This is a genomic window from Roseivivax sp. (assembly GCF_054552075.1).
Window position 1 is genome coordinate 188,252 of sequence record NZ_JBTOLZ010000005.1, and the last position, 12,631, is coordinate 200,882.

The window sequence follows — 12,631 nt, forward strand, 5'->3', positions numbered from 1 at the left end:
GCAAGTGGCGCTTGTGGGGAGGGAGGGCTTTTGTGGGGGACGAAGGTGCGGGTTGGGCCAGGCTAGAGCCTGATGTTGGCCCGGCATGCGTGTGCTGTTGAGTGATCAACGGGACGCTGGGCCGGAGGGAGACCTTTAGGGCGCAGAGTGGCGCAGGGACCTGGCATTTTCATCAACAGACCACGGTGAAGCTCGGGCGTCGCCGTGCCCCTAAAGCACCAAACCACCCAACACAGAGCCTCATCCCCGCACAGCAGCGCCGCTCAATCACCCAACACAGAGCCACATCCCCGCGCATCGCAGCGTCGCTCAAGCACAAAACAAAGAGTCACATCCCCAAGCGTCCGCGCACGGCGGCGCCTTCCAAGCACCCAACACAGAGCCACATCCCCAAGCACCCGCCGCCGACCGCCCGCGCCCGGCTACCCCAGCAGCGTCGCGGCCAGCGCGGCGCCGGCGCCCACGGCGAGGCCCAGCGAGGCCCAGAACACCCGCACGGGCATCAGCTTCGGCGCGCGGTCGACCCGAGGCTGGGACTGCTGCACCAGGAGCCCCTCCACCAGGCCCGGCAGGCGCGGCCCGAACCGGGCCACAACCTTGGCGGTCTCGGCCAGGTCGCGGGCCACGGCGCGGGGGCCGATCGAGCTCTTGATGTAGTCCTCGACCACCGGCTGGGCGGCGTGCCAGATGTTCATCCGCGGGTTCAGCGAGCGGGCCACGCCCTCGACCACCACCATGGTGCGCTGCAGCAGGATCAGCTCGGTCCGGGTCTCCATGCCGAAACGCTCGGTCACTTCGAAGAGATAGGCCAGGAGCCGCGCCATGGAGATCCGCGTGGCGTCCATGCCGAAGATCGGCTCGCCCACGGCGCGCAGCGCCCGGGCGAACTCGTCGACGTCGCGGTCGGCGGGCACATAGCCGGCCTCGAAATGCACCTCGGCGACGCGCTGGTAGTCGCGGCGGATGAAGCCATAGAGGATCTCGGCGTAGACCCGGCGGGTATAGGCGTCGATATGGCCCATGATGCCGAAGTCATAGGCGATGATCGCCCCGTCGTCAGCGACCTTGAGATTGCCCTGGTGCATGTCGCCGTGGAAAAACCCGTCGCGCAGCGCGTGGCTCAGGAAAAGCTGGATCACCCGCTCGGACAGGGCCACCCGGTCGATGCCCTTGGCGTCGATGGCGGCGTTCTCGCCGAGCCGCGTGCCCTCGGCCCAGCCCAGCGTCATCACCCGGCGGCCCGAGAGGAACCATTTCACCTCGGGCACCCGGAAGCCGTCGTCGTCCGCGGTATTGGCGGCGAACTCCGAGGCCGAGGCGGCCTCGAGCCGCAGGTCCAGCTCGCCCATGACCACGCCTTCAAAATGCGCGATCACATCCACCGGCTTCAGCCGCCGGGTCGAGGGCAGGAGCGCCTCGATCACCCGGGCCGAGAAGTAGAAGGCGTCGATGTCGCGGCGGAAGGCGCGCTCCACCCCGGGGCGCAGCACCTTCACGGCCACGGTCTCTCCGGTGTCGGCCAGCACCGCCTTGTGCACCTGTGCGATGGAGGCCGCGGCCACCGGCTCGCTGAAGGACGAGAACAGCCCGTCGACCGCCATGTCGAGATCGTCCTCGATGGCTTTCTTGGCGGCGTCGCGGGAAAACGGCGGCAACTCGTCCTGCAGCACCCGGAGCTGGGCGGCCAGCTCCTCGCCCACAACGTCGGGCCGGGTCGAGAGGATCTGCCCGAACTTGATGTAGGCCGGCCCCAGCGCGGTCAGCGCGCGGGTCACCGGCGGCATGGTCGGATCGCCCTCGTAGCCCAGGAAGGCGAAGGGCCAGCCCACCACCCGCGCGGCAATGCGGATCGACCGCGGCGCGTCCACGGCGTCGAGCACCACGCTCATCGCGCCGGAGCGCTGGAAGGTCGCGCCGGTCCGGATCAGGCGCCAGAGGTTCAGGGGTTCGCGCATGGGCTCAGATCTTCCAGCCGGAATGCAGGCAGGCGATGCCGAGGCTCAGGTTGCGGTAGGACGCGTTCTCGAAACCCGCGGTCCGCAGCATCGCCAGGAAGGTCTCCTGGTCGGGGAAGCGGCGGATCGACTCGACCAGATATTGATAGCTGTCCCGGTCCCCGGCGATCATCTGGCCCATGGCCGGGATCGCGTTGAAGGAATAGAGGTCATAGAGCTTCTGCAGCCCCGGCTGCGGGATCTGGCTGAACTCCAGCACCATGAGCCGCCCGCCGGGCTTCAGCACCCGGTAGGCCTCGGACAGGGCCACCTCGGGGCGGGTCACGTTCCGGATCCCGAAAGAGATCGTGTAGACGTCGAAGCTGTTGGCGGCGAAGGGCAGGGCCATGGCGTCGCCCACCACCCAATCGAGGCTGTCCTGCATGGCCGCGGCCTCGGCGCGCTTGCGGCCCGCGACCAGCATCGGCTCGGTCAGGTCCAGCACCGTGGCATGGCCCCGGCCGGCGCGCTTGAGGAACCGGAAGGAGATGTCGCCGGTGCCGCCGGCCACGTCGAGCAGGGTCTGCCCGGGCCGCGGCGCCAGCCAGTCCATCATGGCATCCTTCCAGAGCCGATGGATGCCCAGGCTCATGGCGTCGTTCATCACGTCGTATTTCGAGGCGACGGACTGGAAGACGCCCTGCACGAGCCCGGCCTTCTCGGATTCGGGCACCTCGGAATAGCCGAAATGGGCCTTCTTCTCGGGCTCGTCGGTCATGGAGGTCTCCGCAAACTGCCGGGCCAAGCGCCCGAATTTCGGTTACACAGATGGAGGCGGGGAAACAAACAGTCAAATCCGCGCGGGCGCGAGACCTTCAAACCGCGCCCCGCGCGCTATATCTCGGCGCCACTGCCCGTTTGCCGGAAAGCCCGCCATGCCCGAATTGCCCGAGGTCGAAACCGTCCGCGTGGGGCTCCTGCCCGCGATGGAGGGCGCGGTGATCGCCCGCGCCGAGGTCAACCGCCCCGACCTGCGCTGGCCGCTGCCCGAGCGCATGGCCGAAAGGCTGACCGGCGCGCGGGTGGCGCGGCTGCGGCGGCGGTCGAAATACATCCTCGCCGATCTCTCGAGCGGCGAGACGCTTCTGATGCATCTGGGCATGTCGGGGCGTATCCTGATCTCGGGCGATCCGCTGGGGCAATTCCTGCATGACCATCCCGCGCCCGAGAAACACGACCACGTCGTCTTCCACATGGACAACGGCACCCGCGTCACCTTCAACGACCCGCGCCGCTTCGGCGCCATGGCGCTGATGCCGACCGAAGGCGCCGAGGCGCATCCGCTGCTGGCCGCCCTCGGGCCCGAGCCCCTGGGCAACCACTTCCACGAGGCGCATCTGGTCGCCGCGCTCAAGGGCCGGGGGATGCCGGTGAAATCGGCGCTGCTCGATCAGAAGATCGTCGCGGGGCTCGGCAATATCTACGTCTGCGAGGCGCTCTTCCGCGGCGGCATCCACCCCGCGCGCAAGGCCGGACGCATCGGCAAGGCGCGGGTCGCGGCGCTGGTGCCGCTCATCCGAACGACGCTGGAAGAGGCGATCCGCGCCGGCGGCTCCTCGCTCAAGGACTACCGGCGGGCCGATGGCGAGCTGGGCTACTTCCAGCACAGTTTCGATGTCTACGGCCGCGAAGGCCTGCCCTGTCGGCGCGAGGGATGCGACGGCACGGTGCGTCGCATCGTGCAGTCCGGGCGCTCCTCCTTCTATTGTCCGGCTTGCCAAAGATAACTTGATCCAACGTGGGGACATGATAACCACGGTGGCCTGACTGGAACGAACGGAGCGCCGGTTCATGGCCTACGAGACGATTATCGTCGAGATCGAAGACCACGTCTGCACCATCAAGCTCAACCGCCCCGATGCCCTCAACGCGCTGAACTCCCAGCTCCTCAAGGAGCTGTCGACGGCGCTGAAGGATGCGGATCGCAACGACAAGGTGCGCGTGATCGTCCTGACCGGTTCGCAAAAGGCGTTCGCGGCGGGCGCCGACATCAAGGAGATGTCCGAGAAGTCCTTTGTCGAAATGTATCTGTCGGATTTCTTCGGAGACGAGCACGAGGCCGTCACCAAGGTCCGCAAGCCGATCATCGCGGGCGTCGCGGGATATGCCCTGGGCGGCGGCTGCGAACTGGCAATGATGTGCGACTTCATCATCGCCGCCGACAGCGCCAAGTTCGGCCAGCCCGAGATCAACCTCGGCGTCATCGCCGGCATCGGCGGCACCCAGCGGCTGACCCGCTTCGTCGGCAAGTCCAAGAGCATGGACATGCATCTGACCGGCCGCTTCATGGACGCCGAAGAGGCCGAGCGCTCGGGCCTGGTGAGCCGCGTGGTGCCCGCCAAGAACCTCATGGAAGAGCTGCAGAGCGCCGCGGCCAAGATCGCCGAGAAGTCGATCATCTCCTCGATGGCGGCCAAGGAGGCGGTGAACCGCGCCTATGAGACCACCCTGGCCGAGGGCATCCTCTTCGAGAAGCGGCTGTTCCACTCGCTGTTCAGCACCGAGGACCAGAAGGAAGGCATGGCGGCCTTCCAGGAAAAGCGCACCGCGCAGTTCCGCGACAAGTAAGGCTTTCCCGCAAACCGGGTTGCCAGGCGGCGGCTTTTGCCCTATCAGCCGCCGCCACATGCGCGTGATGCCCGCTCTGGCAAGAATCGATCCGGCGACAGAGGTCCGGGCCCGAGCGTCATTTGCGCGAGAGACATTCGGAACCTCGAACCAAAGGGTCGATCATCATGGCGAATACGCCCCAGTCCAAGAAGCGCGCGCGTCAGACAGAGCGCCGCTATGCCGTCAACAAGGCGCGCCGCTCGCGCATCCGCACCCACCTGCGCAAGGTCGAAGAGGCCATCGCCTCGGGCGACAAGGATGCCGCACAGGCCGCACTGCGTGCCGCACAGCCCGAAGTGATGCGCGGCGTCACCAAAGGCGTTTTCCACAAGAACACGGCGTCGCGGAAAATCTCGCGTCTGGCCTCGCGCGTGAAAGCGCTCGGCTGATTTCAATCGGTTATCCGTGCAAGCGAAAAGGCGCCCCATAAGGGCGCCTTTTTTCGTGCTGTGCCCTTTCTGCGCGGCCGAGAGATTCTTTTCCACAGAACACTGAGTCAAGCGCTAAGAGTAGTTGCTGGTCCACGGGCCCGGTGGGTAATTTAGCCCTGCGAGTCACGATCGCCTGGGGGGACCAGGTCCGCGGGCTGGTGCAGCACAAGACCGAGGTCACGGTTCTGAAGGTTGCTCAGCGCGAGGCTGTGAACCGGCTGCCACCGGTTCTGCGCGAAGCACAACGATGCTTCGGCCTAGTCCAAGTAATTTGTTTGGCGCGCCAGCCGCGGGCGCCGGATGCAGGGTCCGGTGCATGGCTGGTTGCGTCTTGTTCCGCCCGAAACGCCGTTGTTTCGGGAGTGGAAGCGTTATTCCCGGAGGTCGTGCCGTGGCGTGGATCGGGCCACGTCAATTGGGATCATGCTGGGGAAAAGAGCAAAGGAATGACACAGGAACAATGGGGCGCGCTGCAGGAAAACCTCGCCAAGACGATTGGCGAGAACAACTTTGAGACCTGGATCAAACCACTCGAATTTTCCGGTTGCGAAGGGGAGGTCGCCATTCTCGAGGCGCCCACCAATTTCATCGGTAAATACGTCTCGCAGAATTTCGGCGACGCCCTTCTCGACAGTATCGCGGCTTTCGAGCCCAATGTGCGCCGGGTGCATTTCCGGGTCGCCGCGAACCAGCCTGCGCGGCCGCAGGCGGCCCGCAAGCCGCGGGCCTCGGCAGAGCCCGCCAAGGACAACCGCAACACCGATCTGATCCCCGGCGCGCCGCTCGACGAGAAGTACACCTTCGACCGCTTCGTGGTCGGCAAGCCCAACCAGCTGGCCCATGCCGCCGCGCGCCGCGTGGCCGAGGGCGGGCCGGTCACCTTCAACCCGCTGTTCCTGCACGGCGGCGTGGGTCTCGGCAAAACCCACCTGATGCATGCGATCGCCTGGGAGCTGCGGGTCCGCAATCCTGAGCTGAACGTGCTCTACCTCTCGGCGGAGCAGTTCATGTATCGCTTCGTGCAGGCGCTGCGCGACCGCCGGATGATGGACTTCAAGTCGATCTTCCGCTCGGTCGACGTGCTGATGGTCGATGACGTGCAGTTCATCGCCGGCAAGGACAGCACGCAGGAGGAGTTCTTCCACACCTTCAACGCGCTGGTGGACCAGAACAAGCAGATCGTCATCTCCGCCGACCGCGCGCCGAACGAGATCCGCGACCTGGAGAACCGCATCCGCTCGCGGCTGCAGTCGGGGCTGGTCGTCGACCTTCATCCCACCGACTACGAGCTGCGCCTGGGCATCCTGCAGTCGAAGTTCGAGAGCCAGCGGGTGCATTACCCCGACGTCGAGTTCGAAGAGGGCGTCTTCGGCTTCCTCGCGCATCGGATCTCGACCAACGTGCGGGTGCTCGAAGGGGCGCTGAACCGGCTTTTCGCCTTCGCCTCGCTGGTCGGCAAGCCGGTGGACCTCGCCATGGCGCAGGAATGCCTGGCCGATGTGATCCGCGCCTCCGAGCGCAAGATCTCCATCGACGAGATCCAGCGCCGGGTGGCCGAGCATTACCACATCCGCCTCTCGGACCTGATCGGCCCGAAGCGGGTGCGCAACTTCGCCCGGCCGCGGCAGATCGCGATGTATCTCTGCAAGCAGCTCACCGCGCGCAGCTTCCCCGAGATCGGCCGCCGCTTCGGCGGGCGCGACCACACCACCGTGCTGCACGGGGTGCGTCGAATCGAGGACCTGATGCGTTCGGACGCCCAGGTCGCCGAGGATGTGGAGCTGCTGCGCTGCGCGCTCGAGGAATGAGTCCGCACCACAACAATCGTCTTGCGCCGGCGGGGTAGGCCCCCGCTGGCCTTGACGCTTCCGCGCATACATCGGACAAAACCAGAAAACCGGCGACGCGGGCCCCGTCCGCGGCCGGTCGGGGTTTCTCGGAGGGATAGGTCATGAAGTTCAGCATGGAGCGCGCGACGCTGCTCAAGGCGGTCAGCCGGGCGCAATCGGTGGTCGAGCGGCGCAACACGATTCCGATCCTGGCCAACGTGCTGATCGAGGCCGAGGGCGAGACCGTGCAGTTCCGGGCCACCGACCTCGACATCGAGGTGGTCGACAAGGACATGGCCCAGGTCGAACGCGCCGGCGCCACCACTGTCTCGGCGGTGACTTTGCACGAGATCGTCCGCAAGCTGCCCGACGGGGCGCTGGTCACGGTGACCGAGGATGGCGCCGCGGGCCGGCTCACCGTCGAGGCCGGGCGGTCGAACTTCTCGCTCGCCACCCTGCCCAAGGAAGATTTCCCGGTCATGGCGACCTCGGAGTATTCGGCGAATTTCTCGGCCAAGGCGCAGGTGCTGCGGCGGCTCTTCGACAAGTCGAAATTCGCCATCTCCACCGAGGAGACGCGCTATTACCTGAACGGCGTCTATATGCATGTCGCCGAAGGCCCCGAGGGCCGGCAGCTGCGCTGCGTGGCCACCGACGGCCACCGCCTGGCGCGCATCGATTCCGAGCTGCCCTCCGGCGCCGAGGAGATGCCCGGCGTGATCGTCCCGCGCAAGACCGTGGGCGAGCTGCGCAAGCTCCTGGACGAGGACGACATGGACATCGCGGTCTCGGTCTCCGAGACCAAGGTGCGCTTCGCCACGCCCGAGATCACCCTGACCTCCAAGGTCATCGACGGCACCTTCCCCGATTACACCCGCGTCATTCCGCAGAACAACACCCGCCGGCTCGAGGTCGACGCCGCCGAGTTCGCCCGCGCGGTGGACCGGGTCTCGACCGTCTCCTCGGAACGGTCGCGGGCGGTGAAGCTGCAACTGGACGAGGACCGGCTGATCCTGTCGGTCAATGCGCCCGACAGCGGCGCCGCCGAGGAGGAGCTGGCCGTGGCCTATGGCGACGAGCGGCTCGAGATCGGCTTCAACGCGAAATACCTGCTGGAGATCGCGAGCCAGGTCGACCGCGAGAACGCGGTCTTCATGTTCAACTCCTCGGGAGATCCGACGCTGATGCGCGAGGGCTCGGACGACAGCGCGGTCTATGTCGTGATGCCGATGCGGGTCTGAGCCGGGCTTCGCGCGCGGGCCTCGGGGCGGTGTCGCCGCGCCGGGTCTTGGCGGCTTGGACAGGAAGCGTCCACCGGGCAGAGGACGGGACGAGATGCAGATCGAGACCACCGCGCTCGAGGGCGTGCTGATCCTGACCCCGCGCCGCTTCGGCGACGCGCGGGGCTTTTTCTCCGAGACCTACAACCGCGCCGCCCACGCGGAGGCCGGGATCGCCCGCGACTGGGTGCAGGACAACCATTCCTTTTCGGTCACGCCCGGCACGGTGCGCGGGCTGCATTTCCAGGCGCCGCCCCGGGCCCAGGCCAAGCTGGTGCGCTGCGGGCGCGGCGCGGGTTTCGACGTGGCGGTCGACATCCGCGCGGGCAGCCCCACTTACGGCCAGTGGGTCGGGGTCGAGCTGAGCTTCGACAACGGGCGGCAGCTCCTGATCCCCGAGGGCTTCGCCCATGGTTTCATGGCGCTGAGCGCGGAGACCGAGATCCTCTACAAGTGTTCGGATTTCTACGCGCCCGAGACGGAGGGCGCGCTGGCCTGGGATGACCCGGACCTGGCCATCGGCTGGCCCGACCCCGGGCGCGCGCCGGTCCTGTCCGAGAAGGACGCCGAAGCCCCCGCCTTCGCGGGCTTCACCACGCCCTTCAAGGCCGGATGACCGAGGCCTTCGCCGCCTACCGCGCCCGCGCGCGGTTCGGCGCGCTCGACGGGCTTCGGGCTTTTGCGATCCTCGCAGTGCTCTACCACCACAGCCCCGTGGGCGCGGCGCTGCGCGACGGGCCGGTGCTGGCGACGCGCGGCTTTCTTGGGGTGGACCTGTTCTTCATCATCTCGGGCTATCTGATCACCACGCTGCTGTTGCGCGAAGAGGCGGCCCTCGGGCGGATCTCGCTTCGGGGCTTCTACAAGCGGCGGGCGCTGCGGATCCTGCCGCTTTACCTGCTCGTGGTGACCGTGGTTGGCGGCTATTACGTCCTGCTCAAGGATGCGCCCGGGGCGGCCGAGCGTTGGCCTTTCTACTACCTCTTCCTCGCGAATTTCCTGACCGCCGATATTCCGACCCTGGCGCCGATGTGGTCGCTGTCGGTCGAGGAGCAGTATTACCTGCTCTGGCCGCTCGTGCTGATCCTCCTGCCGCGGCGCTGGCTTCTGGCGGTGCTGGGCGTTTTGATCGCGCTGAACCTGGCGGGTGTCATGGGGCTGTTGTGGCTGCGCCCGCCCGAGGTCGGCCCGCTGCGCTTTGCCCTGCCGACCGCGACCTATGCGCCGATCCTCATGGGCTCCGCCCTGGCCTGGGTTTTGCACCGTGAGGCGGGTTTTGCCCGGCTCTGGCCCTGGCTCGGCGCGCGCACCGCGGCGCCGCTTTGCCTGGCCCTGCTGCTCGCGCTGCTGTGGCTCCTGCCCAGCGATCTGACCGGCCTGCCGAACTTCGCGCTGCATCTCAGCATGACGGCGCTGCTCGGCAGCCTGGTCCTGCGCGAGGCGGGCCCGGTCTATGCGGTCCTGCGCCTGCGCCCGCTGATGCGGATCGGCGTGGTCAGCTACGGGATCTACCTCCTGCACCTGCCGGTCCTGACTTTGGTCGACCGCGCGGGGGCCGCACTGGGGGTGGCGCCTGGCGGGCTCATCTTCCACCTGATGTTCTGGGGCGCCGCCTGGGGCGCGGCGGAACTGAGCTTTCGCTATTTCGAACGCCCCTTCCTGGCGCTGCGCCACAAGCCGCTGGGCCGCCTGCGCGTGGGCTGATCCGGGCGGCTGTGGGCCGATTGATGCAGGCAAACGCCTCACCGCCATTCCTCGGGGACCTGGCTGCCGAAGCGCGCGCGCACCATGGCGTATTGCGGCGCGAAGGCCGTGGCGAAGGCGGACTCCAGATCCGGGGGCAGCGGCAGGTTGACGCCGGGGTTCACGCGCCGGCCCAGGTCCGGCGCGCCGGGGGCGATTTCAAGGAAATCGCAAAGCGCGCCAAAGGCGCGCGCGTCGCGCACCAGATCCTCGTAGAAAAGGATGTGTTGCCGGGCACGCGGCACCGCCCGGTCGAGCGCGCCCAGCGTCCGGGCGTAATCCGCCCGTTCGACGCGCGGCAGCCGGCCGGAGCGTATCAGCGCCTCGGCCCGCGCGCGGGCGCTGGCGGCCAGCGTCGCGGCCGGCGCGCCCGGGCCCAGTTCGGCGCGGGTCGCCATGCGCAGCTGCGACCACATGCGCGCCACCGGATCGCGTAGGACGAAGACGAAGCGCGCCGCGCCGATCGAGGCCATATCGGCGAAATCCGCCGCCGGCAGGACCGCGTAGGCCGGCGTGATGTCGGCGATGTAGCGCGCGCCCGCGTGGCCTTCGGCAAGGTACGTGAGGTAGGCGGCGTGCCGGTCGGGGCTCTGGGTGCCCGCGGGGGCGCCCGATTGCATGGCGATCAGCGCCGCCGCGGCGCGGGCGCGTTCGAGCCGTGCGGGCGCGGGGCCCGCAAGCTCCAGCGCATCGGCGGCGCGGGCCAGTTCTCTGGCGCGGGCGGCGAAGGTCAGCTTGCCGCAGCCGCGGCGGATGTCGAAATAATGCAGCTCTTTCACCGGGGGCAGATGCACTTCGGGCGTCTGCGCCAGGGCCTGATGCAGGAATGTGGTGCCGGCTTTCTGCGCGCCGATCACGAAAAGCATGCGCGCGCCTTTCGGGAAAGGCGGCGGGGCGTAGCGGAGGAGCGCCGGGGCGGTCATGCCTGCATTCCCGCGTGGTGGTGGTCGAGCGCCTCGTCGATGCTGTCGAAAAGGGTGAGACGGCCGTTCTCCAGGACCGCGCCCTGGCGGCAGATCCGGCGGAGCTGGCCCGGCGCGTGGCTGACGACCAGTGCCCCGGCCTGGCGCAACCGGCCCTGCAGCAGCGCGCGGGAGCGCTCGAGAAAGGCGGCATCCCCGGCCGAGAGCGCCTCGTCCAGGAGATAGGTGTCGAAGTCGAGCGCCATGTTGATGCCGAAGGCCAGCCGCGCCTTCATGCCCGAGGAATAGCGCCGGACAGGGCTGTAGAAGGCGACGCCGAGATCGGCGAAATCCTCGGTGAAGCGGCAGCAGTCCTGGGTGTCGGCGCCGTAGAGCCGGGCGACGAAACGGGCGTTCTGCGCGCCGGTCAGATCGCCGTGCAGCGCGCTGGCGAGGCCCAGCGGGTAGGAGATGCGCCCGCGGGTCAGGATTTGCCCGGCGTCGGGGCGCAGGCTTCCGGCGATCATGCGCAGAAGGCTCGATTTGCCGGCGCCGTTGCGGCCGAGCAGGCCGACCACCGCGCCCTTGGGAAACTCGGCGGTGATTTGGTCCGCGATGGTGATGCGGCGCCCGCCCTGGCGGTAGGATTTGCAGAGCCCTTCGAGCCGGATCATCAGCGCCGGTCCCGGATGGCCCAGACGGCGAGCGCGCCCATGATCCAGAGGAGCGTCGCGAAGCCGCCGACCAGCGCGAGCGCGCGGGCCTTCTGCGGGGCGGCGGCGGTTTCGGGTCTCGCCGGGGCGACATGCAGGGCGAGGTAGCGGCTTTGGCGGTCGGCCTCGGTTCGGGCGCGGTCGAGGGCGGCGCGGGCCAGCATGTAGCTTTCCTCGGCGAAGCGCAGGTCGGTGGCGAGCCGTTCGTAGCGCCCGACGTGATCGGCGAAGGCCGCGGGCGCGGCGTCGGGGCCGCCGCCGGTGCCGAGCCGGGCCTCTTCGCTGGTGATGCGCGCCTCGATCACCGCGACGCGGTGTTCTGCGGCCTCGATCCGGAAGCGCGCATCGGGGGCGCTTTGGCGCAATGGGTCGAGGTCGATCACCGCCTGGGCCAGCCGTTCCTGCAGCGAGGACATGACGCCGGCGCGGATCTGCAGCGCGCTTTGTGGGTCGACGATTCGGGTCTCGTGGCGGAAGCGGGTCAGCGCGGCGCGGGCCGTGCCGAGCCGGTCGCGCGCGCGGGAAAGCTCCTCCTGCGCCTGGGCCATGGCATCGGCGCGGGCTTGCGCGGAGAGCCGGTCGATCAGGGCGCGGGCCTCGGCGATGATGCCCTCGGCGATTGTGTGGGCGTCTTCTGGGGTGAAGCCCTCGACCTCGAGAGAGAGTAGCGCGGTGCCGGCGCGGCGGGTGACGCGCACGCGGCTGTGCCAGTAGCGGGCGAGGTCCTCGGCCTGGCCGGTGGGGTCATAGGCAAACAGCGGGTCGGCGCCGGGGTCGGTCCAGGTGCCATGGGGGCGGGACCAGAGTGTGGCGAGGTCGAGACTGCTCGCGAGGCGGCGCGTGATCTCGGGGCTTTCGATGAAATCCTGCAGGATGTCTGTGTCGGCGCTGGCGGGCGTGGCGAGATCGGCCATGCCGCCGAGCAGGTCGAGCGCGCCGCTGCCTTCCTCGGCCCGGACGGAGAAGCCGGCGGTGGCGATGTAGCGCGGCGCGGCGCGCGCCTCGAGATACCAGGCGGTCAGGGCGAGCGGCAGGAGCACCAGGAACAGCGCCGAGACGAGGAGCGCGGCGTGGCGGCGGCGCAGCCGGGCCGGGCGCACCCGGGGCAGAGGCAGGATCATCGCCGGCG

Annotated in this window: 12 protein-coding genes; 7 read left to right on the plus strand and 5 right to left on the minus strand. The window is 68.4% G+C overall.

Going from position 1 to position 12,631, the window contains the following annotated elements; all coding sequences use genetic code 11:
* Nucleotides 1–422 precede the first annotated feature (422 nt).
* Together ubiB and ubiE are read right to left on the minus strand one after the other, a co-directional pair.
* Entirely contained in the window at nucleotides 423–1,955 is a 1,533-nt protein-coding gene (ubiB, locus tag ACX938_RS06060) for a 2-polyprenylphenol 6-hydroxylase (protein WP_459430361.1), read from the minus strand.
* A gap of 4 nt (nucleotides 1,956–1,959) precedes the next feature.
* Nucleotides 1,960–2,712, minus strand: a complete 753-nt coding sequence (ubiE, locus tag ACX938_RS06065) for a bifunctional demethylmenaquinone methyltransferase/2-methoxy-6-polyprenyl-1,4-benzoquinol methylase UbiE (protein WP_459430362.1) — start codon at nucleotides 2,710–2,712, stop codon at nucleotides 1,960–1,962.
* 157 nt (nucleotides 2,713–2,869) lie between these two features.
* Between ubiE and mutM the strand changes: the two genes are divergently transcribed.
* From mutM to ACX938_RS06100, 7 genes are all read left to right on the plus strand, one after another.
* A complete protein-coding gene (mutM, locus tag ACX938_RS06070; protein WP_459430363.1) occupies nucleotides 2,870–3,721 on the plus strand; it encodes a bifunctional DNA-formamidopyrimidine glycosylase/DNA-(apurinic or apyrimidinic site) lyase in 852 nt (283 codons plus the stop codon).
* 64 nt (nucleotides 3,722–3,785) lie between these two features.
* The gene (locus ACX938_RS06075; RefSeq protein ID WP_232754429.1) at nucleotides 3,786–4,562 is read left to right on the plus strand and encodes an enoyl-CoA hydratase; all 777 of its coding nucleotides are present in this window, start codon (nucleotides 3,786–3,788) and stop codon (nucleotides 4,560–4,562) included.
* Nucleotides 4,563–4,729: 167 nt separating this feature from the next.
* The gene (gene rpsT, locus ACX938_RS06080; RefSeq protein WP_232754428.1) at nucleotides 4,730–4,993 is read left to right on the plus strand and encodes a 30S ribosomal protein S20; all 264 of its coding nucleotides are present in this window, start codon (nucleotides 4,730–4,732) and stop codon (nucleotides 4,991–4,993) included.
* Between the two features lie 488 nt (nucleotides 4,994–5,481).
* On the plus strand, nucleotides 5,482–6,843 hold the full coding sequence (gene dnaA / locus ACX938_RS06085; RefSeq protein ID WP_232754427.1) for a chromosomal replication initiator protein DnaA: 1,362 nt from the start codon (nucleotides 5,482–5,484) through the stop codon (nucleotides 6,841–6,843).
* Between the two features lie 143 nt (nucleotides 6,844–6,986).
* Nucleotides 6,987–8,105 (plus strand): DNA polymerase III subunit beta, encoded by a 1,119-nt coding sequence (gene dnaN / locus ACX938_RS06090; protein ID WP_459430364.1) that lies wholly within the window; start codon nucleotides 6,987–6,989, stop codon nucleotides 8,103–8,105.
* A 94-nt stretch (nucleotides 8,106–8,199) separates the two neighbouring features.
* Complete coding sequence (gene rfbC / locus ACX938_RS06095; RefSeq protein ID WP_459430365.1) at nucleotides 8,200–8,760, plus strand: dTDP-4-dehydrorhamnose 3,5-epimerase; 561 nt, start codon at nucleotides 8,200–8,202, stop codon at nucleotides 8,758–8,760.
* Nucleotides 8,757–9,848, plus strand: coding sequence for an acyltransferase family protein (locus ACX938_RS06100; protein ID WP_459430366.1), 1,092 nt, complete (start codon nucleotides 8,757–8,759; stop codon nucleotides 9,846–9,848). Before rfbC ends, ACX938_RS06100 begins: the two co-directional genes overlap by 4 nt.
* A 38-nt stretch (nucleotides 9,849–9,886) precedes the next feature.
* On the opposite strand, the gene ACX938_RS06105 is transcribed toward ACX938_RS06100, so the two are convergent.
* From ACX938_RS06105 to ACX938_RS06115, 3 genes are read right to left on the minus strand one after another with little or no spacing between them, the layout of a single operon-like run.
* Nucleotides 9,887–10,753: a sulfotransferase family protein gene (locus tag ACX938_RS06105; RefSeq protein ID WP_459430367.1), complete on the minus strand. Its 867-nt coding sequence runs from the start codon at nucleotides 10,751–10,753 to the stop codon at nucleotides 9,887–9,889.
* 53 nt (nucleotides 10,754–10,806) lie between these two features.
* A complete protein-coding gene (locus ACX938_RS06110) occupies nucleotides 10,807–11,463 on the minus strand; it encodes an ABC transporter ATP-binding protein (RefSeq protein WP_459430368.1) in 657 nt (218 codons plus the stop codon).
* On the minus strand, nucleotides 11,463–12,623 hold the full coding sequence (locus tag ACX938_RS06115) for a capsule biosynthesis protein (protein WP_459430369.1): 1,161 nt from the start codon (nucleotides 12,621–12,623) through the stop codon (nucleotides 11,463–11,465). The genes ACX938_RS06110 and ACX938_RS06115 overlap by 1 nt, the downstream gene beginning before the upstream one ends.
* Nucleotides 12,624–12,631 lie beyond the last annotated feature (8 nt).